18 protein-coding genes are annotated in these 22,423 nt (G+C 54.6%); 3 read left to right on the top strand and 15 right to left on the bottom strand.

The window, feature by feature from the left end:
- Positions 1 to 6 precede the first annotated feature (6 nt).
- The 3 genes from NMQ00_RS07310 to NMQ00_RS07300 are packed head-to-tail and all read right to left on the bottom strand — an operon-like array spanning position 7 to position 4,909.
- Positions 7 to 789, bottom strand: coding sequence for an AAC(3) family N-acetyltransferase (locus tag NMQ00_RS07310; protein WP_255178545.1), 783 nt, complete (start codon positions 787 to 789; stop codon positions 7 to 9).
- A gap of 5 nt (positions 790 to 794) precedes the next feature.
- Positions 795 to 3,806 carry an AAA family ATPase gene (locus tag NMQ00_RS07305; protein WP_255178544.1) on the bottom strand — a complete coding sequence of 1,004 codons (3,012 nt, stop codon included), beginning with the start codon at positions 3,804 to 3,806 and terminating at the stop codon, positions 795 to 797.
- Positions 3,803 to 4,909, bottom strand: coding sequence for an exonuclease SbcCD subunit D (locus NMQ00_RS07300; protein WP_255178543.1), 1,107 nt, complete (start codon positions 4,907 to 4,909; stop codon positions 3,803 to 3,805). Before NMQ00_RS07300 ends, NMQ00_RS07305 begins: the two co-directional genes overlap by 4 nt.
- Before the next feature lie 105 nt (positions 4,910 to 5,014).
- Between NMQ00_RS07300 and NMQ00_RS07295 the strand changes: the two genes are divergently transcribed.
- The 3 genes from NMQ00_RS07295 to NMQ00_RS07285 are packed head-to-tail and all read left to right on the top strand — an operon-like array spanning position 5,015 to position 7,897.
- Entirely contained in the window at positions 5,015 to 6,748 is a 1,734-nt protein-coding gene (locus tag NMQ00_RS07295; protein ID WP_255178542.1) for an ABC transporter ATP-binding protein, read from the top strand.
- Positions 6,745 to 7,617, top strand: a complete 873-nt coding sequence (locus tag NMQ00_RS07290; RefSeq protein ID WP_255178541.1) for an NAD(P)-dependent oxidoreductase — start codon at positions 6,745 to 6,747, stop codon at positions 7,615 to 7,617. The genes NMQ00_RS07295 and NMQ00_RS07290 overlap by 4 nt, the downstream gene beginning before the upstream one ends.
- Positions 7,618 to 7,663: 46 nt before the next feature.
- Positions 7,664 to 7,897, top strand: a complete 234-nt coding sequence (locus NMQ00_RS07285) for a DUF2188 domain-containing protein (protein WP_255178540.1) — start codon at positions 7,664 to 7,666, stop codon at positions 7,895 to 7,897.
- A 15-nt stretch (positions 7,898 to 7,912) separates the two neighbouring features.
- Here NMQ00_RS07285 and NMQ00_RS07280 read toward each other — a convergent pair whose 3' ends face one another.
- The 12 genes from NMQ00_RS07280 to NMQ00_RS07225 form a co-directional block, all read right to left on the bottom strand.
- A complete protein-coding gene (locus tag NMQ00_RS07280; RefSeq protein WP_255178539.1) occupies positions 7,913 to 8,563 on the bottom strand; it encodes a DUF975 family protein in 651 nt (216 codons plus the stop codon).
- Between the two features lie 59 nt (positions 8,564 to 8,622).
- Entirely contained in the window at positions 8,623 to 9,285 is a 663-nt protein-coding gene (locus NMQ00_RS07275) for a copper homeostasis protein CutC (protein WP_255178538.1), read from the bottom strand.
- Positions 9,286 to 9,299: 14 nt separating this feature from the next.
- On the bottom strand, positions 9,300 to 10,070 hold the full coding sequence (locus NMQ00_RS07270) for a DeoR/GlpR family DNA-binding transcription regulator (RefSeq protein ID WP_214752985.1): 771 nt from the start codon (positions 10,068 to 10,070) through the stop codon (positions 9,300 to 9,302).
- 242 nt (positions 10,071 to 10,312) lie between these two features.
- Positions 10,313 to 10,918 (bottom strand): glycerol-3-phosphate 1-O-acyltransferase PlsY, encoded by a 606-nt coding sequence (gene plsY, locus NMQ00_RS07265; protein WP_255178537.1) that lies wholly within the window; start codon positions 10,916 to 10,918, stop codon positions 10,313 to 10,315.
- A 20-nt stretch (positions 10,919 to 10,938) separates the two neighbouring features.
- Positions 10,939 to 11,829 carry a M15 family metallopeptidase gene (locus NMQ00_RS07260; RefSeq protein WP_255178536.1) on the bottom strand — a complete coding sequence of 297 codons (891 nt, stop codon included), beginning with the start codon at positions 11,827 to 11,829 and terminating at the stop codon, positions 10,939 to 10,941.
- A 75-nt stretch (positions 11,830 to 11,904) separates the two neighbouring features.
- Complete coding sequence (locus tag NMQ00_RS07255; RefSeq protein WP_255178535.1) at positions 11,905 to 12,324, bottom strand: acyl-CoA thioesterase; 420 nt, start codon at positions 12,322 to 12,324, stop codon at positions 11,905 to 11,907.
- Positions 12,325 to 12,354: 30 nt separating this feature from the next.
- Complete coding sequence (locus tag NMQ00_RS07250) at positions 12,355 to 14,616, bottom strand: AAA family ATPase (RefSeq protein WP_255178534.1); 2,262 nt, start codon at positions 14,614 to 14,616, stop codon at positions 12,355 to 12,357.
- A gap of 57 nt (positions 14,617 to 14,673) precedes the next feature.
- Positions 14,674 to 15,357 (bottom strand): hypothetical protein, encoded by a 684-nt coding sequence (locus NMQ00_RS07245; protein WP_255178533.1) that lies wholly within the window; start codon positions 15,355 to 15,357, stop codon positions 14,674 to 14,676.
- A gap of 105 nt (positions 15,358 to 15,462) precedes the next feature.
- Entirely contained in the window at positions 15,463 to 17,028 is a 1,566-nt protein-coding gene (locus NMQ00_RS07240) for a BCCT family transporter (RefSeq protein ID WP_255178532.1), read from the bottom strand.
- A gap of 126 nt (positions 17,029 to 17,154) precedes the next feature.
- Positions 17,155 to 17,643, bottom strand: a complete 489-nt coding sequence (locus NMQ00_RS07235; protein WP_255178531.1) for a DUF3939 domain-containing protein — start codon at positions 17,641 to 17,643, stop codon at positions 17,155 to 17,157.
- A gap of 107 nt (positions 17,644 to 17,750) precedes the next feature.
- A complete protein-coding gene (acnA, locus tag NMQ00_RS07230) occupies positions 17,751 to 20,465 on the bottom strand; it encodes an aconitate hydratase AcnA (protein WP_255178530.1) in 2,715 nt (904 codons plus the stop codon).
- Positions 20,466 to 20,663: 198 nt separating this feature from the next.
- Entirely contained in the window at positions 20,664 to 22,259 is a 1,596-nt protein-coding gene (locus NMQ00_RS07225; protein WP_021067575.1) for a peptide chain release factor 3, read from the bottom strand.
- Between the last annotated feature and the right edge of the window lie 164 nt (positions 22,260 to 22,423).

Genomic DNA, 22,423 nt, shown 5'->3' with positions numbered 1-22,423 from the left:
GTTGATTCATCGGAGCCAACTCCGTAAAGCAATCAACGCGTGTTGCACCGGTTCCCACGTCTTAGACGGAATGACATAACACGTCGCATCTGCAATCTGAAACGTCGTCACATCGGCACGTCTGACGATATTTTCACCGATTGGACCAAACGGGTCACTGTTGACATCCGGATGCTCGAACGTCTTCCATACACGTTGACCGTCCTCGACTAACGCACATTCGAACGGCTTCACCGGCCCCTCAATCCCATATTCGGCATAATGCCATAACGTCGTCGCATCGAGCGGTGAGCCGAGATGTACAATTTTTGCATCGCGCTCAATCATCCGTTCAATCGGCGACCCTGGTCCGAAGCCGACGTCGAGTGTATGGCCCGAGACGATTCTCTCGGCATCCTTCCCCCAAGCGGCGACCGACCACATCGGATGATCGCTCCGGAACACGTCCGGATACGAGCGGAACAGCTCAGGTACCCGCCCCATCCCTCGGGTCGATGTTTTTGCAGGGTCATACGCCGGCATCTCATTACGGATGGTCTGCCACCATTCGACCGGAACGGGTGGGGCTTCCCATTCGGCGGGATTTGAATTGTCCCCGCTTTGGGTCGCCATCATGATAAGCCCGTCCGGTCCGACCGCTTCTTGGAGCGCCTCGATGACCGTCTGGGGCCCGCCGCACACCCAGCCAAGTTTTGATAGCGACGTGTGGACGAACAATGCGTCCCCTCGTCGAATGTCCGCCTTTTGCAGGTGGGCCAGTAACGTTGTTTTCGTTTCCATATGTTTCATCGGTCTCACTCCACGATGAGCTGGATCGTCGACCCGCTCCTTGATTTCTTCACTTCAATCCGGGCGTCGACCCGGTCTTTCAATTCTTGGACGTGGCTGATGACCCCGACGAGCCGGCCGCTCGATTGGAGCGACATGAGCAGTTCGATCGCTTGATCGAGTGATTCGGCGTCGAGTGTCCCAAAGCCTTCATCAATCAGCATCGTCTCGAGACTGACCCCGCCACTCAGCTGCTGGACGACCTCGGCCAGTCCGAGGGCGAGCGAGAGCGAAGCCTTGAACCCTTCACCACCCGATAAGTTTTGGACCCGGCGTGACTGACCGGTATAGGCGTCAAAGACTAATAATTCGAGGCCAGACTTGGCATTTCCTTTCGCCGTCTCGATTTTCCGTTCTAATTGGAACTGTCCGCTCGTCATCTGATCGAGATGGACGTTGGCCGCATGGAGAATTTGATCGAAGAACGCCGTCTGGACGTACGTCTCGAACGTCAACTTTTGCGGGTTGAGCCCACGTCCGGTATCGGCGATCAATTTGACTGTCTCGAGATTTCGTTGGTCCTCATCCGTCTTCTCCCGGAGCCCGTTCCATTCGGCGACAATATGGCGGTGGCGTTTCAATTGCCCGTCTGCCGTCACGAGCCGTTCGGACAGTACCTCGAACGAACGGCCCTCCTCGTGCAACCGCTCCTGGAGCTGTTCGAGGTCTGGTCGCGGACGGTCCCCGATTTTTTCGTTCAACGCCTTGACGGCATGTTCGAGTCGGACACCTTCCTCGAGTTCAGACGCTTGGCGCTCACGCAGTTCAGGAAGTTGCTCGACGCGTGCGCGGTACTCCATGAATATGTCTTCGGTCAAATCGACCTTCTCGAGAGCCGTCTCTAGTTGAGCCGTCGCATCGGATAAGCGAACGTGCTCGAACTCGAGTTGTTCGCCGAGGAGACGGAGTCGCTCCGCCTCTCCCCACTTCAATCGATTCAGTTCTTCGAGCCGACGTTCATACGCGGATACCTTCTGTTCGATGTGGGCGAGTCGCGTCGCGAGTTGACTCCGCTCGGCCTGCAACATCTCTAACGTCGTCCCATCCGGTTGACGCATCGACTGGAGCTGCTCTTGAACGTGTTGGAGTTGTTCAAACAGCTTCTGCCGCTCATCGGCCTGCGCCCGCTTGGCCGTCTCGAGTTGCTTCAATTCGGTCGTGGTCGAACGAACGAGACGCTCAATTCGTTGTCGCTCATCGGCCTGTTGACGCAACTGTCGGACACGGTCGTCTTGGCTATGCATCGCAGTGACAGCCGGACCGTCGAGCTTCAACTCGAGCCGAGCAAGATCGCGTTCGCGGGTCAGCTCATCGAGTTGGCGTTTGAGCGATCGATAATCCGCCCGTGCTTCATGTAGTTCAGCCTCCATCCGTTTCAGCGTCTCGACGGCTGAGCGGTGACCAGCTTGGTCGATAGACGTTTCCGTTCGCTCGACGTGTCCGTGGGTCAACGAACCGCAAACCGGACAAGGTTCCCCGGCTTCGAGCTGTTCGCGCAACGTGTCGGCCATGAGCGCATGCTCGGCCTCGACGAATTGGTCGACCCGTTCCGTCTGTGCCGTGAATTGTCGTTGGACTTCTTTCCCGTTGCGCTCACAAGCACCGAGCCGTTCCGTGACCTCTTCCACTTTCGCCTCGAGTCGGACCTGATGTTGGAGCTGACTATAGAGCCGTTCGGCCTCGACGAGTTGGTCTGGGGCCGGGGCATGCTCAAGCCTTGCCAAGAGTTCGACTTCGGTCGCTTGGAGCTGTTTGAGACGAGCTTCTTCGGAGAACAGGCCGAGCGGCTCCAACTGTCGCTTTAAGTCGTCCCGACGTCTCGTGGCTCGATGCCATTCATCGACGTAAGGCAGCATCTCATCAATCGCCTTGACACGACTTGTGGCTTGATCCGCTTCCTGGCGCATGTTCGTCATGATTTCTGCTTCTGCCTTCAACTCTTCCAACTGTCTCGTGTAGCCTTCGTCCCGTTGTTGTGAGACATCGCGCTCACGGGTCAACCGCTCGATGTCGTGTCGCACCGTTTCGGTACGTTGATAGAGCGGGCTGACGCTCGCCACTTGTTCCAGTCGCTGGATAAGCGCTTGGCGTTGTTCGCGCGCCTCTACCGCTTGCTGGAATGCTTGGAGCGCGGTCGCGCGCATGTCCCGTTCTTCCATCAACTCGGCGAGCGCTGCCGCCTGATTCACTTCTCGGCGCAGCGCCTCAAGCCGTTCCTCACCAGTCCGGCGCTGTTCCTGTAGCGTGTCCCTCGCAGCCAAGAGACTCTCCTCCCGGGTGTCGAGCCACGTCACGATTTCAGGCAAGTTGCGGGTCGATACGTCCTCGACGGCCTCATCTTCGAGTTCTAACAGTTTTAAGCGCGTCGTCTCGACCGCCCATTCGACTCGTTTGCGGTACTTGCCATATCGTTCGATCCAGTCTTCCTGGAAGGCGCGGTACGCCTCCGTCTTGAAGATCGATTGTAGAATCTGTTGCTTCTTCGTCGAATCGGAATCGAGGAGCTGGCGGAACTGGTTTTGTGGCAACAGCAAGATTTGACTAAACTGCTCATAGCTCAGCTGTAGCAACGATTCGATCGTCTGCTCGACGTCGTTCACTTTCGTCGCCATCGGTTTCCAAGCGTCTTTCCACTCATAGAGCACCGCCTCGTGCGGGATTGGCGTCTTGTTTTTCGAGTGCGGTTGTTGCGGCTGGCGAACGATGCGATACCGTTCATCCCGAATCGTGAACGTGAAGTCGATTTCAGTCTTCCGTTCCGGATCCGCATACTGACTTCTAAAATCGCTGGCGTTTCGGAGTGCACCGCTGGCCCGCCCATAGAGTGCGAACGTCATCGCGTCAAAAATGGTCGTTTTTCCGGCACCGGTCCGGCCGCTGATGACGAACATCGAACGACCCTCAAGCTGTGTAAAATCGATGTGTTCCGTCTCGGCGTAAGGACCGAAGGCGGTGATGGTTAATTGTTCCGGTCTCAACTCAACTCCTCCCCTTCTAAGAAACGTTGCACCGTCGCATCGGCATCACGGCCGTGGACAGCTTTAAAAAAGTCCATATATACATCCTCGACCGACTGCCGCTCGAGCTTTTCCCGTTCAAAGCGGGACGTCTGGTCTTGGCGACGCAACAACTCAAGTTCGAGGTGCAAGATGTTCGGATAGACGGTCCGTAACTTCGCCATCGGGTCGAACAACGCACGTTCATCGGTCAAGACGATCTTCAAATAGTCGTCGACGGCCTCGTCTTGATAAAACGACGGCTCGAGCAGCTCGTTCAGCGTCCCGGTCAGGATGCGCAAATCACGACGCGCTTTTAGCGGGCGCCGACGGCGTGTCCATTTCCCTTCCCACTCGATGATGTCGACCGATTTCACATGGGTCGCCTCGGAGAACGAATATTTCATGAGCGACCCGCTGTACGCGATCCGGTCATCGCGGATGGCGTCACGGTTGTGCAAATGTCCGAGCGCCGTATAGCCGAACGGGGCGTATAGCCCTTTCGAGACTTGTCCGGCCGTCCCGACGGACAGTTGCCGTTCGGAGTCGGTCTCGAGTCCGCCGGCGACGAAGCTGTGCCCGACGGCAACGGATTTTGGGTCAATCGCCCCGTACGACTCGACGACCGCGGCGAGCGCGTCATGATGGGTCCGAATCGACTCGTCGCCGAACGCGTAACGGATACGTGCCGGCTCGAGGAACGGCATCAAATAGAATGGGATGTCGTTCACGACGATCGGTCCAGCACTCGAATCATATTTCCCGACGATATGGAGGCCGACTTTCGTCAACAGTTTGGAGCTGTATTGGAGCCGCTCGGCCGAATCGTGATTGCCGGCGATGGCGAGCACCGGGATGCCCCGCTCCAGGACGAGCGCGCGCCACATCTCATCGAGCAAGTCGACGGCCTCGACGGGCGGCACGGCCCGGTCATATAAATCACCGGCGACGACGATGGCATCAGGCTTCTCCTCATCGACGATGTGTAAAAATGACTCAAATAAAATGATTTGTTGTTCTTCTGTCATATGGCGGCCGTGGACGATTTTACCTAAATGCCAATCGGCCGTATGTATCCATTTCATGCGACTTCACCTCTTTTTCCATTCTAGCATTATTCCGGTGTACGATTCGACGTCTTGACACTTGTTTTCGAAACAGCGAAAGTTAAAAGGAAAGGGGGACGTACGATGGAGTCCACATCCACATGGCAAGCGTTTCTGCGCTTGTTCCGTGTCGCTCGACCACCGAAAGGTCTGTTCATCGGTGCCGTATTGATTTCATTGATTCAAGCGATGGCGTCACTCGCCATCCCGCTCATCTTGCAACGCGTCGTCGACAATTGGAGCGAGGCCGCGCTCGACGCCCGTCTCGTCACCATCTTCGTGATCGCGTTCCTCATCCAAGTCGTCTCAAGCGCGATTTCGATTTATTGGTTACATATCGTCGGACAACGGGTCGTCGCCAATTTGCGGACGACGCTATGGGAACATCTTGTCGCTCTCCCGATCCCGTTCTATGACGGCGTCAAATCAGGGGATCTTGTTTCGCGGTTAAATAACGACACGACGACGTTGCAACAGCTCTTATCGGAACAGAGCGTCCGTTTGTTGACGTCGTTCGTCTCGGTCATCGGCGCTGTCGGCATCTTGTTCACGCTCGATTGGCAGATGACGCTCGTCATCTTGTTCTCGGTGCCGACGACGCTCCTCATCGTCATCCCGCTCGGGCGTAAACTTCGGAAGATCGCCAAGGCGACGCAACACGAGCTCGGCGACTTGTCGGGGTTTTTCGCCGAATTGCTCGGCGAGATCCGGCTCGTCAAATCACAAGCGACCGAATCCGTAGAGGTCGCAGAAGGACAACGCCGGATCGAGCGTCTCTTCGGCCTCGGTGTGCGCGAGGGACGGATTCAAGCGATTTTGATTCCGCTCTTGAACGTCACGTTGACGGCGATGCTGATCGCCATTCTCGGCTTCGGGGCTTACCGGGTCTCGACCGGCGCCTTGTCGACCGGATCGTTGCTCGCGTTCATGCTGTACTTGTTCCAAATCATCACGCCGCTCATCACGATGACGGAGTTTATCACCCGGCTCCAGAAAGCACGCGGGGCGACCGAACGAATCTCCGAGCTGCTCGCCATCGAGCCAGAACCGTACACGGATGAGCCGTCGACGATTCGACAGTCGTCGCTCTCATTCGAGGGACTCACGTTCCGCTATGGCGACCAACCTGTGATTGACGACGTGTCGCTCACCGTCCCATTCGGTGCCACGACGGCCATCGTCGGACGCAGCGGTGCCGGCAAGACGACACTGTTCGCCCTCGTCGAGCAGTTTTACCTTCCGTCGAGCGGACACATCCATTACGGGGACCGGGACATCTCAACCTACGGCCGCAACGAATGGCGGCAAGTCATCGGCTACGTCGCCCAAGATTCGCCTGTCCTATCCGGGACGGTGCGGCAAAATATCTTGTACGGCTTGAACCGGGCAGCGACCGAGGACGAGATTCGTCACGCCTGTGACATGGCCAACGCCTGGTCGTTCATCGAGACGATGCCGGACGGGCTCGATACAGAGATAGGTGAGCGTGGCGTCCGTCTATCGGGCGGACAGCGCCAACGGCTCGCCATCGCCCGGGCGCTGTTACGTGACCCGCAAATCTTACTGCTTGACGAGGCGACATCGAGCCTTGACTCGGAATCTGAGCGCGTCGTCCAAGAAGCGCTCGATCGGCTCATGACAGGACGGACGACACTCGTCATCGCCCACCGGCTCTCGACCGTCCAACATGCCGACCAAATCGTCGTGCTCGAGGACGGCGGCATCAGCGGGCTCGGAACGCATCAAGAGTTGCTTCGGAACAACGCGCTCTATGAACGACTCGTGAAACAACAACTTTTAGGAGGCAATCAACTATGAAGACAGTCGGATTTATCGGACTCGGTGTGATGGGTCAATCAATGGTCAGAAACTTAATGAAGGCGGGATTCGAAGTCCAAGCGTATACGCGGACGAAAGAGAAGGCGGCTGATTTATTGGCGGAAGGTGTCCGTTGGTGTGATTCTGTCGAAGCCGTCTGTCAAAACGCCGATGCCGTCATCACCATCGTCGGTTATCCGTCTGATGTCGAGAGCCTTTATTTCGGAGACGGTATGATTTTGCAATCGGCTGAGCCGGGGACGCTCGTCATCGATATGACGACGTCTTCGCCGCTCCTGGCCGAGCGGATCGCCGAGGCCGCAATCGATCGTAGCTTGCTCCCGCTCGACGCACCGGTCACGGGCGGTGACGTCGGTGCCAAAAACGGGACGTTGTCGATTCTCGTCGGCGGCGGCGAATACGCCTTCACGAAGGCGCGACCGCTGTTCGAGGCGATGGGCCAATCGATCGAGCGGATGGGATATGCCGGTAGTGGCCAATACGGGAAGCTCGCCAATCAGATCGCCATCGCCGGCATCATGATGGGCAACGCCGAGATGCTCGCCTTCACGAAACGAGCCGGGCTCAATCCCGATCAATTGCGCCAGACAATCCGGGGCGGTGCCGCCGGTAGTTGGACGCTCGAGAACCTTGTTCCGCGGATGATTGTCGAGGACTATGCTCCTGGTTTCTTCATCAAGCATTTCCTAAAGGACATGAAGCTCGCCCTCGAAAGTGCCAACCAGTTGAACATCAAACTGCCGAGCCTTGAGTTGGCCCATAAGCTGTACTCCATCCTTGAAGAGAACGCCTACGGCGAGAATGGGACCCAGGCGCTCATCGAATACTACATGCATCAGGACGTTTGAATCGTCCCGCTCGTGGAATTAGTAGTACAGAAGGGAGCGATGACAGATGCCATGGAATATGAAAGATTATCCGGAATCACTGAAAAATTTCGACCCACTCGTCAAAAAGAAAGCCATCGATATCGCCAACGCCTTGCTCGCCCAAGGATACTCCGATCAAAAGGCGATTCCAATCGCCACGGAACAAGCGAAGAAATGGCATGAACACGCCTCAAAAGAAGAGAAAGCTGAGTTCCGCGCCGCTCCTGACCCGAAAAAGTCGGATCGGCACGGAACATAAAAACAACCGGTCGGCTCATGAGCCGACCGGTTGTTCGTTTGCATCTTTCGCTGCTTTGATTTCAACGTATAATCCGGCGAGCGCCGTGTTGATATAAGGCTGTACGAAGATATAGGCCAATCCGCCCGTGAACAAGACGAGGACATACCAGCCGATGAAACTCGCGTACAAGCGCAGCATCGTCCGTTTATGGCCGCGCATGAGACGCCGGCTTTCCCGCATCGCCTGAAACGCAGACAGTTCCGGCTGGTCCCGTAACACGAACGGGACGATTCGATACGTCAAATAGAACCAGACGCCAGGGACGATCAAGAACAGCATGAGCACGTTCAACCCGAGATAAAAGACGGCATAATACGTGACCGCCCGGACGTAATCTTTAAGCGAACCGAACGCATCGAACAAGAGCCCGAACGAAGGTTTCTCGGCTTTGGCGATATCAAGAAATACCCAGTTGCGGCCAAGTTCGAGCGGCGCGAGCAAGACGGTCGCCACGTAAAGCAGACCGATTGATACGAACAGGACGCTCGGGTCGGTCGATTCCAAATCGAGCTGTGTCGTGATGACCGCCTGAACGAGCATCGTGGCCACGACCGCGAGGAGCGAGATGCCCCAGTTGCCGGACAACATCCGGAGGGCAAATTGTTTATAGACTGATGATTGCATGACTTCACCTACAGTATCGTTTTCTTCATTATAGCAAAAAAACAGTCAGCCGACTGTTTTTAGCGTGCCATCTGTTGTTTGATTGCCTTAAACTTGTACTCATCCAAGCGGCCATCGGTGCGCACACCGCCCCCTACATGGACGAAATCAACGCCTAGCCGGTCGATGAGTTGTGCCACATTGTCGGCCGTGATGCCGGCACCCGGGAGGACGTTCATCTCCGCCACCTCATGCATCGCGCTCAAACGATTTAATCCTTCTAACGCCGTCGCTTGCCCGCCGGACGTCAGGACGTGGTCGACTTCCGGGAAGTCGTTCAACACCGTGATCGCGTCCATCAAGTCGACCGCGTCATCGATGGCCCGATGGAACGTGAGTGCCATCTCCCCCTTATGTTTAATCACTTCTCCGAGCAGCGCCTCATCGATGCGCCCCTCGCTCGTCAACGCCCCGAAGACGATGCCATCGGCCCCGAGCTCACGGCACAGACCGACGTCCGCCAAAATCGTCTCCGCATCTTCCTCGTTATAGACGAATGAGTCCGCATGGGGGCGAATCATGACGTGGACGGGAATGGTCGCCTGTTCGAGTACGTTCCGTATCGTCCCGAAACTCGGCGTCGTCCCGCCGGCCGGCAGATCGGCAATCAATTCGAGCCGATCCGCCCCGAACCGCTCAGCCGTTTTGGCTTCGGTCAATGTCGTCACAATCACTTCAATCATGAAATCCCTCCTCGTTATGGTGCGAAACGCCACTCGACCTCATGCTCCGCCAAGGCGCGCTTCCAATCCGTCGGTTCCGGAAAATCAGAGATGATGGTCGTCACCTTTGAAAAGTCGGAGACCCGATAGCGTTTTTGTTGATTGAACTGGGTGTGGTCGGCGAGCAAGTAACATTGACGCGTTTGATCGAGTACCGCCTGCGTCACGGTCGAGAGACCATGGGCATCACACGTCAAACCGAGCGAGGCATCGACGCCCTCGACGGACAGGATGGCCATATCGAACACGTATGCCTTCAGTTGCTGCAGGACGTGCTCGCCGACGGTGACGAGATGTTTCGGGTCGATCGTCCCGCCGAGCAATTGGATGTCTCCAGTAAACACGCCCTTGGCCCGTTGCTCGAAGAGCGCCTTGGCGACCATAAGCGACGGCGTGACGACGGTCAAATTCCGTCCGCGAAGTCTGGCAGCAACTTGCTCCGGGGCGACACCGTGTCCGATATAGAGCAACATGTCATCCTCGACCAGTTGGAACGCCGTATAGGCGATGCGACGAATCCCGTCCATGTTCGAGATCATCATCGGTTGAAACGAGACGCTCTGATGGAGCACCGCTCCGCCGTACACCCGTTTGATGCGATGCTCTTTCTCAAGTTCTTCTAAGTAGCGGCGAATCGACTCCCCCGAGACGTTCAGCCGTTCAATCAACTCGCTCGTCTTCACTTTACCTTCCCGCTCAATCCATTCAACAATCTTTTGTTTACGTTCTTCTCCAATTAAAGACACTTCCCTGCCTCCTCCGCAAATATCGCTTCCTTTTTCAGTGTAGCGAACGGATGTAAATTTAACGTAAACAGAAAGTAAAGAACGGGCAAATCCAACACTTTTTTCGAACTTTTCGGCAAAAATCAACGGAAATCCACAAAAAGACAGCTTCACGATGACGGTTACGGCTTTAGTCCCTCGTTTTTTACATGAAAAATGACCGCCCGTTCTCTGTATATCGAGAAGGGGACAGTCATCTATCGTTATTTTCGCTTTTGAAACAGCGGCACTTTCGGTTCCGTACCTGAACGAATTCGTTGCCAGTTCGTTCGATGCTTGATGATGATGAACAAGGCGAGCGGAACGATGACGATAAGTGGTAACCAGTCCTTGGCGATGATGCCATAGGCGACGACGGTCACGAGTCCGACGGCCGCGGCTGCCATCGAAGACAGTGATACCATCTTCGAGACGAGGAGCGTCACGATGAACGTCCCGACGACGACGACGAAAAACCATGGGAACGCCGCGAGCAGGACACCCGCACTCGTCGCGACCGATTTCCCGCCTTTGAACTTGGCGAACACCGGATACGAATGGCCGATAATGGCCGGGATCCCGGCGAGGAGCAAGCTCATCTCGCTTCCGAAGAGGAGCGGTAAGAGGGCTGCGACCAATCCTTTGCCCATATCCCCGAGCAGAACGAGCGTACCGGCTTTTTTGCCGAGCACACGAAACGTGTTTGTCGTGCCCAAATTCCCGCTCCCATGCTCACGGACGTCGACCTTATAGCCAAGCTTTCCGACGATGAGAGCGAACGGAATTGAACCGAGTAAATAGCTGATTAAAATGATGATGATTTCTGTCATGTAAGGCATCGCAATTCCCCTTAATCCATTAATTGCTCGAGGTAGCGCTCAAGCGGGACGTTCGCCTTGTGGACGGCCGTCGCATGCTCGACCCCGATATAGCGTAAATGCCACGGTTCAAACATATAACCGGTCTCGGCCTCATACGCACGTTGATAACGGACGATGAACCCGTAAATGTGGGCGTTGTCGGCCAACCATTTGCCCTCTTTCGTCTGTTCGAGACTCTGCGTCAGCTGATAGCCGACCGAGGCGCTCGAGACGTCGATGGCGAGGCCAGTCTGATGTTCGGAGTGCCCTGGTGGCGCAGAATATTTCATCGCTTGTTCTTTTCCATCCCGGGCGACATAGTTATTGAACAATTGGACTTGATAGTCGTAGGAACGGAACGCGCTCGTCCCTTTCAAATCGATATTTGCTGCTTTCGCCCCGGCCATCAGTTTCTCGATGGCCCGTGCCGCTTCTTGACGGAGCATTCTCCGCTCCCCGGTCGCCGTGTCCACGAAGTCGATGTTCGCGGTCACGAGATCGGGCGGTTGATAACCCGCCGGCAAGGCGATTTGCTTGTTGACGAGGATAAGTGTATCGAGATTCAAATTCGCCGTCCCGTTCTGTTCGAGCGGTTCGTTCGGCGTTTGGGTCGGCTCTTCTTCAGCCGGTGCCTCAGCGGTAGGTTCTTCTTCTACGTCAGGCTTTTCTTCTGCAGGTGGTTCGGCTTCAGGTGCCGGAGCTTCTTCAACTGCTTTGTCTTCTTTATCTGTCGGCGCTTCGGCCGGAGTCTCTGCTGGTCGTTCTGTTTCGGTGACTTGCGGCTGTTTAACCCGCTCGCTATCGGCTTGTTCGCTTGTGGTACAGCCCACTAATGTGAGTGTCAAGGCGCAGCACACCATCAACGCGGATGGTTTTCGCATGCGATCTTCCCCTTTCGTTGTACAAAAAATACCGTCAAGATATGATACCATACTGACGGTACAAAAGAACCACTGTTATAAGACGGGACTCATGACGCGCATGTACATGTCATGCCACTCAGGAAACTCGCGGTCAAGCCGAATCGGTTTGAAATCGCCTCGTTTGACGACGACATGCGTCGTCTTCGCTGAACCGACGAGATGGCCGTCTTGGTCGGTCAACTCATAACCATAGACGGTCCGGACCTTAGAATAACTGTCGACCCAAACCCGGACGTGGACCGTATCCCCATACGTCACGCTCTTCTTATAATCGACCGAGACGTTCGTCACTGGGGAAACAAATCCCGCTTCTTCCATATCTTTATATTCGACCCCAAGTTGGCGCAACAACTCGGTGCGTGCCATCTCAAGATACACTAAATAGTTTGCATGATAGACGATGCCCATCATGTCGGTCTCCTGATAACGGACCGGAATCTGAATCGTATGCATTGAATCGTCCTCGCTTTCATCTCGATTATATTATAACTTGGTCTTAATATCTACTACTAAAATACGATTCAAGTCATCGTCTTGCGACGACATTTCGATCAAACGATACGACTGTCTCGCAATCGCTTCATCGATCAACGAGAGGGCCGTCCGTGCATTCGGACGGTCGATTTCCTTAAGTCGATCGTGGAGCGCCTGACTGACGTCTTCATCACACGTATAGCCAAATTTTGCGGCGTACTTCTTGGCGATATCGACAAGTTGCTCATTCGAGTAGTCCTCAAAGTGGATCGTCCGCTTGATTCGGCTATTGAGCCCCGGGTTCGAGTCGATCAAGCGACGCATCGGCGCCTCATATCCCGCCATGACGACGACGAGGTTGTCCCCATGTTTTTGCATCTCGTCAACGAGCGTATCGATGGCCTCGCGCCCGTAGTCGTTCGGCCCTCCGTTCAAGCTGTATGCCTCATCAATCAACAACACACCGCCGAGCGCATCACGGATCGCCGCCTTCGTCTTCTGTGCCGTTTGACCGACATAACCGCTGACGAGATCGGCCCGGCTGACGACTTTCAGGTGCCCCCGTTTCAAGTAGCCGGTCTTCTTCAACAGCTGGGCATACAAGTGAGCGAACGTCGTCTTCCCTGTCCCGCTGTTGCCGACGAGTGCGGCGTGAAGTTGGACCGGTGCCGTCTTCAATCCAAGTTCGCGCCGGCGCTTTTGAATCGTGACGAGCGCCTCGATTTCACGCAGTTGACGTTTCGCCTCGTCCATTCCGACCAAATCGTCGAGCGTCGGGGCTGACGTGTCCTCGGTCGCATCCATCTCGAAATCCACTTCCGTCAATAAGGCCATCTCGTCGAGCGGGGCATCGGCACCAAAGCGGGACCCCTTTTTGAACATGGCATCGAGTAAGATGTTATGCACTGTACGTGCGTTTCCGAACGTGGCGTCGACCCGTTCCCGGTCGATGCGCGCAATCAAGGCGCGCTTCGCCTCGACCGTCAGGACGTAGTTGTTCTCCGCCGCCACTTTTTCGCCGATGGCGACGAGTTCATCATCGCTATAGTTCGGAAGCTCATAATGGTTGGATTCCGGGAAGCGGGAACGAAGTCCCGGGTTTGCGAGCAGGAAATGGCGCATTTCCTCTGGATAACCGGCGAGAATCACGACGAACTTTCCGGCGTACTCGCCGCTCGTCATGGCAGCGACGAGCGTGTCGATGGCCGCTTGTCCATAGTCACTCCCACTCGCATCTTGACGTTTCAAGGCATACGCCTCGTCGATGAATAAGACACCGCCCTCGGCTTCCTTCACCTTGTTCATGACCTGTTCTTCCGTCTGGCCGACGAAGGCACCGACGAGACTCGACCGGTCCGCCTCGACGACGTCGGGACGGGCGAGCAGGCCGAGCTCGAAATAAATCTCAGCCATGAGACGCGCGAGCGTCGTCTTACCGGTTCCAGGATTGCCGGTGAACACGAGATGAAGTGATGGTTGGTGTTTGGACGAGAACCCGGCCTTCTCACGTTCTTTCTGGAACAGCAAGAACCGATACCACGCTTTGACACGTTGTTTCACGTCAGACAAACCAATCATCGACTCAAGCGATTCGATCGCACTCGACCGAGTCGTTTCGGTTTGTTCCGGTAACAACTCGATGATTCCTTCGAGTCGCTCCTTGACGAGACCGACCCGTTCACCGAAGCGGTGAAACGCCTCGCGGCTGAAATAGTTTCCTTGCATCGATGCCAAGAGCGAGGCCGTGTCGTCTTCGAGCGCAGCCACTTCTTGCATCGCCTCGATGACGACGATGAACAGGCGTTCGAGTTGGCCTTTGAACTCCGAATCACGTAAATCGGATTTGGCACGGTCGATTTCATCATGAAGTTGTTCGAGATGTTCGAGCAATTCGGATGTCTTCGCCTCATATTCGGTCAAAATTTGAACTTTCATCGATGCATAATCCGTCTCCCGCAACTTCGGCCAGTCGACATGTAGCTGTTGCTTGTGGCGCCGCAAAAGATCATATAATTGGCTGACACGGAGGGCTGGCGGTAAAGCACCTAGCGACTCCAATTCTTTCACCCAACGATTTAACAGCGGGTCGATCGACTGACGGTGTTGTAACCGTCTCGTCGCTAACAGCGTCAATGTGCGTATTAACTCTTGACGATGCCCGGTCGCACGTGACCAGTGGGCGTAAGACAAAAGAGCTGCTTCGTCGACGCGTCCGCCTTCTTCCCAAGCCGTCAAGTCGGTTTGAACTTGCTCCAAGGTGATCTGTTTCATAAAATTCTCCTTTTTAGACGACAAAGGAGCCGACGTCTCAGTCTGCTCCTCGTCGGATTATCGTGATTCAAAAGAAGTCATGCGAATCGAATGGAACAACTTGCCGTTGTTACGCGACTCGGCGGCGAGCAAAATGCGCTCGTTCGCATCGACGTAGTACGTCACCGCTTCTTCGTTTTCGTCTTCGCTGAAAATCGTTGGATATTTCTCGACCCATTCCGCTGGGACGGCTTCCGGTGATTCTTTCTTGACGAACGCTTGTGCCGTCCGGCCAATGATATCGACATCACCTTCACTCGATCCGAGCGTTCCATCGTCTAGCCATTTGCGAATCTGTTCGTTCGTTGCACGTGACAAGAACGGGTGCGGGGCGACCGCGCCTGAGCTCGTCTCTTGACTGTTCGTCTCCTCACCGTCCGGATTGAACTCGCGGTAGACAGTCCCGTCCCACTCGGCCCGGGATCCGACGTTCGGTCCGGACACGACCTCGGACACGAAATGTCCGTCTTCGTCATATGTCACTTTGTATTCACGAACTTCTAACGTCTCTCCGTTTTCTGGCAATTTTTTCTCTTCATAGCCGATGACCACAGACGTATAGAACGGCTCGGCCCGATTGGTGCGGCCCTCGTCGTCATTCAAATTGGTGACCAAATAAAAGTTATAGGCGAGCAGGGCGCCGACAATGAGGATCCCGGCAAAAATCACCCAACTCAATCGCTTTTTCACTTGTTGTTTCATAGAATGCCCTCCCAATCTTCTTCACTTACTATCCTACACTAGCGAGAGGGTCCTGCAAAACATTAACCACTAAAAAGAGGCCTCCATATGGAGACCCCTTTCGACTTATCCGAGTTTATCTTCTTCGTCTTTATACGCTTCAATCCATTTGTCCCGCTCGTCCGGTTCGTCGGCCAAGTCCTTGAACAAGGCGACAATCATCAGAATCAAGACGAAGATGAACGGGAACGCGACGAGGATGGCGACCGCTTGCAGCGCTCCAAGTCCACCCGCATAGAGCAAGACAGCAGCGATTGAAGATTGGATGAAGCCCCAAATCAACTTGATGCGCATCGGCGGGATCAGTTTCCCGTTCGTCGTCAGCATCCCGAGCACATATGTGGCCGAATCCGCTGACGTGATGAAGAACGTCGAGATCAGGAAGATGGCCACGATGCTGAGAACCGTCCCGAATCCACCGAACGTCTCGAACAAGGCGAACAATCCGACTTCCGTCCCGATCTCGTTGACTTGGTCGATCAGTGATGCGCCGCCGAACAAGTCGGCCCAGATGGCCGATCCGCCGAAGACAGAGAACCAAAGCAGACCGAATGAGGTCGGTACGAGCAGAATCCCGATGATGAACTCACGAATCGTACGTCCTTTTGAGACGCGGGCTATGAACGTCCCGACGAACGGTGACCATGAGATCCACCATGCCCAATAGAAGATTGTCCAACCGTTGATCCATTCCCGTTCGACCGGTTCTAATGCAGCGGTACGGAAACTCATCGATGGCAACTGTTGCAAGTATGTCCCAATCGTCTGTGTAAACAAGTCGAGGATGAACGCGCTCGGTCCGGCCACTAATGTTGCTCCGAGCAAAACGACGGCGAGAAAGATGTTCGTATTACTTAAGATCCGAATCCCTTTCTCGAGACCCGTCGAGGCACTGATCATGTACAGCACCGTCACGACCGCGATGATGATAAATTGCGTCGAGAACGCGTTCGGTACGCCTGGAATCAAGTAATGCAAACCGCCTGCGATTTGCTGGGCCCCGAAGCCGAGCGAAGTCGCGACACCGAAAGCGGTCGCGATGACGGCTAAAATATCGACCGTCTGTTTGACCGGACGTTCATAGCGATCATTGACAATCGACCCGATTGTCTCCCCGATTGTCGCCGGGCGACCTTTACGGAACGTCGAGTAGGCGATGGCGAGCGCAATCATCGCATAAATTGCCCACGGGTGGAAGCCCCAATGGAAGAATGAATAACGCATCGCAGTGCGCGCATCGCCTTCAGGCGTCGGCGACTCAAACGGCGGTGCATGGAAATGTGACAACGGTTCTGCTGCTCCCCAGAAGATGAGGCCGATCCCCATTCCAGCACTGAACAACATGGCGAACCATGTCAAATAACTGAATTCTGGTCGGTCCGTATCTTTACCGAGTCGAATCGAGCCGAATCTTGAAAAGACTAAAAAGACGGCGACGAGTAAAATCCCAGTCGCGCTGAGTAAATAAAACCAACCCATCCCGTTCGAGAGCCACCCTTGCAGCTTTGTCGTCACGTTCAAGAGACTGGCATTGCCAAGGAGGCGCTCAGGGAAGATTCCCCAAATCGTGAACAAGACCGTGATAATGGCTGAAACGAGGAAAACGGTCGTCACTTGGCTTTTTCTTTCCATAATCTCACTCCTATTCAATTTTCTTATTTTCATATACGTTTCCCACCGTAACATAGTTTATAAACCCGACTCAACCCCTTGGCATGTAAATGCGGCGACGACAAAAAGAGTGACGGTCCGGTTTCGTCACTCTGGCGATTTCGGTTCCAAGGATACGATTAACGTCTCGTCAACGACGTAGTAAGGCCGTTTTGGCAGTACTTTCAAATAGCCGCCCTCGCGTAATCGAGTCAAATCCAATTGCAGTGTCTGTTGAAATTTTCGAAACGGTATTTTTTTTTCTTGTTCAAAGTATAAATCGAGCGCCCGTTGCACTTGATCCATCTCATAGACCAATTCGCGCTCGTCCTCAGGGACGATATGAAACGTCTCTTTTGACATATAAAACCGCTGTCTCGGTTTTCCGGGCAAGTGTTTTTTCAGCCGTGCCAAATTGATTTCTTGCGCTTCGTCAAGCAAGACCGTGCGATTGACGCCTTTAGGCAACGTCTGTTCATATTCATGGATGGCTTCGCGCAACTGCGGTAGTGTGAGGTCAATCTCTTCCTCCGGTACTACGTCTTTTTGCGTCAACCGTTGCCACCAATTCTTACCTGATTTCGTTTGTCGCTCCATACACTCCCCCCTCTCACCATTCTCTTCCCGATATTATGCACCGTCTCACCTTATATTCGCACATTCACCAAAAAAACCTTCCTTTTTTCAAAGGAAGGTCAGTCGGTTTACTTCAATTTGTTACGGAGGACCATCTGCAAGATTCCACCGTGACGGTAGTAATCGATCTCGACTTCTGAATCGAAGCGAGCGACGACTTTGAACTCGGTCACCGTACCGTTCTCATGAGTCGCTTTGACGTTCAGGATATCACGTGGGCGGACCGATTCGTCAACTTGGATGTCGATCGCTTCTTCGCCTGTGAGTCCGAGTGAGTCGGCTGACTCCCCGTCCATGAACTGGAGTGGCAAGACGCCCATCATGACGAGGTTCGAGCGGTGAATCCGTTCGAAGCTTTGCGCGATGACGGCACGGATGCCGAGCAAGTTCGTTCCTTTGGCTGCCCAGTCACGTGACGAGCCCATGCCGTAGTCGTTTCCAGCGAAGACGACGAGGCCTGTGCCTTGCTCTTTGTACTTCATGGCCGCATCGTACATCGGCATGATTTCGCCCGTCGGCCAGTACGTCGTGAAGCCGCCTTCAGTGCCTGGTGCGACTTGGTTACGGATACGGATGTTCGCGAACGTACCGCGCATCATGACTTCGTGGTTCCCGCGGCGTGAGCCATACGAGTTGAAGTCGAGCGGTGCGACACCTTTTGATTGAAGGTATTGGCCAGCTGGTGTCGTTTTCGAGAACGCTCCGGCTGGTGAGATGTGGTCGGTCGTGACCGAGTCAGCAAACTTCCCGATGACGCGGAGTCCGTTCAACGCATGGACAACGCCCGCTTCCGGCTCGAGGTTTTCGAAGAACGGCGGGTTTTGGATATACGTCGAATCGTCTGAGAAGTCATACAAGTTGCCTTCTGGCACGTCGAGGGCGTTCCAACGCTCGTTCCCTGTGAACACCGTGTCGTACTCTTTACGGAACGCTTCCGGTGAGACGACGTCTTGAACGACCATCTTGATTTCATCGTTTGATGGCCAGATGTCTTTGAAGAAGACTTCGTTGCCATCTTTATCCGTTCCGAACGACTCGTTCATGATGTCGAAGTTGACCGATCCGGCGAGCGCGTACGCGACGACGAGTGGCGGTGACGCCAAGAAGTTCGCTTTCACGAGCGGGTGGACGCGGCCTTCGAAGTTACGGTTCCCCGAGAGGACCGATGAGACGAGCAAATCGTTCGATGTGATCGCTTCTTCGACTTCACGGTCGAGTGGACCCGAGTTTCCGATACATGTCGTACATCCGTAACCGACAGTGTTGAAACCGAGTTGGTCGAGGTACGGCGTGAGACCGGCTTTGTCGAGGTAGTCGGTAACGACTTTCGAGCCCGGTGCGAGCGACGTCTTCACGAATTTTGGAACCGTGAGACCGCGTTCGACGGCTTTTTTCGCGACAAGTCCTGCTCCGACCATGACGTATGGGTTCGATGTGTTCGTACAGCTTGTGATGGCTGCAATCGCGACGTCACCTGTGCGCATGTCGACAGCGCCGTCTGTGTAGTTGACAGCTGCCGTTTTCTCAAGCTCGGCTTTTTCAAGACCGAAGCCGCTGTGTCCGGCCGGTGCCGTCACACTGTCGACGAATGCCGTCTGAAGGTCTGATAAGTTGATGCGGTCTTGTGGACGTTTCGGTCCAGCAAGCGACGGTTGCACTTTCGACAAGTCGAGCGTGAGCGTCTTCGTGAACGAAGGATCCGCTTGATCCGGTGTATAGAACAAGTCGTTCGCTTTCGAGTAGGCTTCGACGAGGTCGATCAATTCTTCTGGGCGACCTGTCGTACGCATGTAGTTGAGCGTCTCCGTATCGACTGGGAAGAAACCACACGTCGCGCCATATTCAGGCGCCATGTTGGCGATCGTGGCCCGGTCCGAGAGCGGCATCGTGTGAAGCGATGGACCGAAGAACTCGACGAACTTGCCGACGACTTTCTCGTTACGAAGCATCTCTGTGACGACAAGCGCGACGTCTGTCGCCGTGACACCCGGATTGACTTCACCGATGATTTTGACGCCGACGACGTCTGGTACCGGGAAGTAAGACGGTTGTCCGAGCATGCTCGCCTCGGCTTCGATTCCACCGACACCCCAACCGAGGACGCCGAGACCGTTGATCATCGTCGTGTGCGAGTCCGTTCCGACGAGCGAGTCTGGATAGGCGACATTGCCCGTTCCGTCATTCTTCTCGAGGACGACCGACGCCAAGTACTCCAAGTTGACTTGGTGAACGATTCCTGTCGCAGGTGGGACGGCACGATAGTTGTCGAACGCCGTTTGAGCCCAACGCAAGAACTTGTAACGCTCTTCGTTACGCTCGAACTCGATGTCCATGTTTTTCATGAGTGCGCCGGCAAAACCGTACGCATCGACTTGGACCGAGTGGTCGACGACGAGGTCAACCGGGATTTCAGGATTGATTTTGTTCGGGTCTCCACCAAGGTCAGCCATCGCCTTACGAAGTGAGGCGAGGTCAACGACCGTCGGCACACCCGTAAAGTCTTGAAGGACGACACGAGCCGGTTTGAACGGAACATCGATGTCTTTCGAGACTTCGGCAGTACCCCATTTAGCCAAGTTCTCGACATGTTCTTTCGTGATGGCGCGGCCATCCTGTTGGCGAAGCACAGATTCGAGCAATACGCGAATCGAGTACGGAAGTCGACTAAGTTCCGTCACCCCTTCTTCTTCAAGCTTTTTAAGCCGGTAAAAATCGTACGCTTGTCCATTGACCTCGAACTGTGTCCGAGACTTGAAAGCGTCTAATACGTTCGTCTGTTCCATACGATATCCCCCTTTTTGAAAGCGGCGATGCCGGCACGTGCCGTAATCGCTTACTTATCACATGTTTATCATAATACAACTATACCGTGACGTAAAATACATTCCGTCACAAATTAGTCATAAGTAAAACTTATCAAAATCGACCAAGTTACCGAAATTAGAAAAGACGGCCCTATGAAAGAGCCGTCCGTCCATTCATTATTCAGCGCCAATCTCGACATTGACGTCGAGGGCGTCGACGAGCGTGAGCTCATCTTCATACCGTTCTTTGAAGCGGTCGAACGTGAACTCGTTGGCGAACAAGAACACGGGGCGCTCCCAACGATCCGTCACAAGCATGTTGCGTGAGTCCTGGAACGGTTTGAGCGCCTTCAATTCCTTGTCCTTCACCCAACGTGCAACGCTGTACGAGACAGGCTCCATGCGGATGTCGACGCCGTATTCGTTATTCAAGCGATACTCGAACACTTCGAATTGGAGTTGACCGACCGCACCGAGATAAATCTCATTGTATTCGTTGCGATACACTTGAATCGCTCCCTCTTGGGCGAGCTGCTCCACACCTTTGTGGAAATGCTTCGACTTAAGCGAGTTGATCGGCGAGACGCGCATAAACAGTTCAGGCGGGAACGTCGGCAATGCCTCGAATGCGATTTTCTGTTTCGATGTCGTGATCGTGTCGCCGATTTGGTACGTCCCCGAATCGTAAATTCCAATCACGTCCCCAGCGAACGCCTGATCGACCGTCTCCCGGTCATTGGCCATGAGCTGCGTCGATTGACTCAACTTGATTTTTTTGCCTGTCCGCGTGAGCGTGACGTCCATACCGCGCTCGAAGACGCCCGAACAGATGCGGACGAAGGCGATGCGGTCACGGTGGGCCGGGTTCATGTTCGCTTGAATCTTGAAGACGAAACCACTGAACTCTTCTGACGTCGGGTCGATTGGACCGACATTCGATTTACGGGCCTCAGGGGCCGGTGACATGGCGAGATAGTGGTTCAAGAACGATGTCACGCCGAAGTCGACGAGGGCCGTCCCGAAAAAGACCGGAGTCAATTTCCCGTGCTGAATCGCATCGACTTCGATCTCATTGCCGGCACCGTCGAGAAGATCGATTTCATCTCGAAGGTTCGTCAAATTCTCTTCCGTCAAATAGTCGGCGAGAATCGGGTCATTGACACCGTCCTCATTCAACGTGAGCGTCGATTTCTCGCCGCGGAACAAGTGGACTTCGTTCTTCAGGCGGTCGTACACCCCTTCGAACTGCATCCCGCTCCCGATTGGCCACGTGACGGCGACCGAAGGCATGCCGAGCACTTCTTCGAGCTCTTCCATGAGTTCGAGCGGGTCTCTCGCTTGGCGGTCCAATTTATTCATGAACGTGAAGATTGGAATCCCCCGCATCCGACAGACTTGGAACAATTTCTTCGTCTGCGTTTCAATCCCTTTGGCCGCATCGATGACCATGACGGCGCTATCGACCGACGTCAACACGCGGTACGTGTCTTCCCCGAAATCGTTGTGTCCCGGTGTATCCATGATCGAGACGACCTTGTCTTGATAGACGAACTGCATGACCGACGACGTGACCGAGATTCCACGTTGTTTCTCGATTTCCATCCAGTCCGACTTGGCATGCTTGGAATTTTTGCGGGCTTTGACCGTCCCCGCCTCACGGATGGCGCCCCCGTGAAGGAGCAACTTCTCCGTCAGCGTCGTCTTACCGGCATCCGGGTGCGAGATGATGCCGAATATCCGACGCTTCTCAACTTCTTGTTTTAATTGATTCATGTATGGCTCTTTCCTTTCTGGACAATACGATTTATACGATGTCTTGCTCATTGCAACGCTATCTATTCTAACGAAATCGGCCCGGTTCGTCCATCTTTATAGTAGGGAACGGGTAGCTGTAGCTTTTGTATCGCGCCCCTTTTTTGTATACTTAGCTTGAATGA

Origin of the sequence: Exiguobacterium aurantiacum, assembly GCF_024362205.1 — a bacterium.
In the GTDB taxonomy this organism is placed as follows: Bacteria; Bacillota; Bacilli; order Exiguobacteriales; family Exiguobacteriaceae; genus Exiguobacterium; species Exiguobacterium aurantiacum_B.
The sequence above is the reverse complement of the archived record's forward strand: the minus strand, read 5'-3'. Positions and strand labels throughout refer to the sequence as shown.

Bases quoted from the DNA above. Each gene is read 5' to 3' on its own strand.
- NMQ00_RS07310 (WP_255178545.1), bottom strand. From the start codon at position 789: ATGAAACATATGGAAACGAAAACAACGTTACTGGCCCACCTGCAAAAG.
- NMQ00_RS07300 (WP_255178543.1), bottom strand. From the start codon at position 4,909: ATGAAATGGATACATACGGCCGATTGGCATTTAGGTAAAATCGTCCAC.
- NMQ00_RS07295 (WP_255178542.1), top strand. From the start codon at position 5,015: ATGGAGTCCACATCCACATGGCAAGCGTTTCTGCGCTTGTTCCGTGTC.
- NMQ00_RS07290 (WP_255178541.1), top strand. From the start codon at position 6,745: ATGAAGACAGTCGGATTTATCGGACTCGGTGTGATGGGTCAATCAATG.
- NMQ00_RS07285 (WP_255178540.1), top strand. From the start codon at position 7,664: ATGCCATGGAATATGAAAGATTATCCGGAATCACTGAAAAATTTCGAC.
- NMQ00_RS07280 (WP_255178539.1), bottom strand. From the start codon at position 8,563: ATGCAATCATCAGTCTATAAACAATTTGCCCTCCGGATGTTGTCCGGC.
- NMQ00_RS07275 (WP_255178538.1), bottom strand. From the start codon at position 9,285: ATGATTGAAGTGATTGTGACGACATTGACCGAAGCCAAAACGGCTGAG.
- plsY (WP_255178537.1), bottom strand. From the start codon at position 10,918: ATGACAGAAATCATCATCATTTTAATCAGCTATTTACTCGGTTCAATT.
- NMQ00_RS07260 (WP_255178536.1), bottom strand. From the start codon at position 11,829: ATGCGAAAACCATCCGCGTTGATGGTGTGCTGCGCCTTGACACTCACA.
- NMQ00_RS07255 (WP_255178535.1), bottom strand. From the start codon at position 12,324: ATGCATACGATTCAGATTCCGGTCCGTTATCAGGAGACCGACATGATG.
- NMQ00_RS07250 (WP_255178534.1), bottom strand. From the start codon at position 14,616: ATGAAACAGATCACCTTGGAGCAAGTTCAAACCGACTTGACGGCTTGG.
- NMQ00_RS07245 (WP_255178533.1), bottom strand. From the start codon at position 15,357: ATGAAACAACAAGTGAAAAAGCGATTGAGTTGGGTGATTTTTGCCGGG.
- NMQ00_RS07240 (WP_255178532.1), bottom strand. From the start codon at position 17,028: ATGGAAAGAAAAAGCCAAGTGACGACCGTTTTCCTCGTTTCAGCCATT.
- NMQ00_RS07235 (WP_255178531.1), bottom strand. From the start codon at position 17,643: ATGGAGCGACAAACGAAATCAGGTAAGAATTGGTGGCAACGGTTGACG.
- acnA (WP_255178530.1), bottom strand. From the start codon at position 20,465: ATGGAACAGACGAACGTATTAGACGCTTTCAAGTCTCGGACACAGTTC.
- NMQ00_RS07225 (WP_021067575.1), bottom strand. From the start codon at position 22,259: ATGAATCAATTAAAACAAGAAGTTGAGAAGCGTCGGATATTCGGCATC.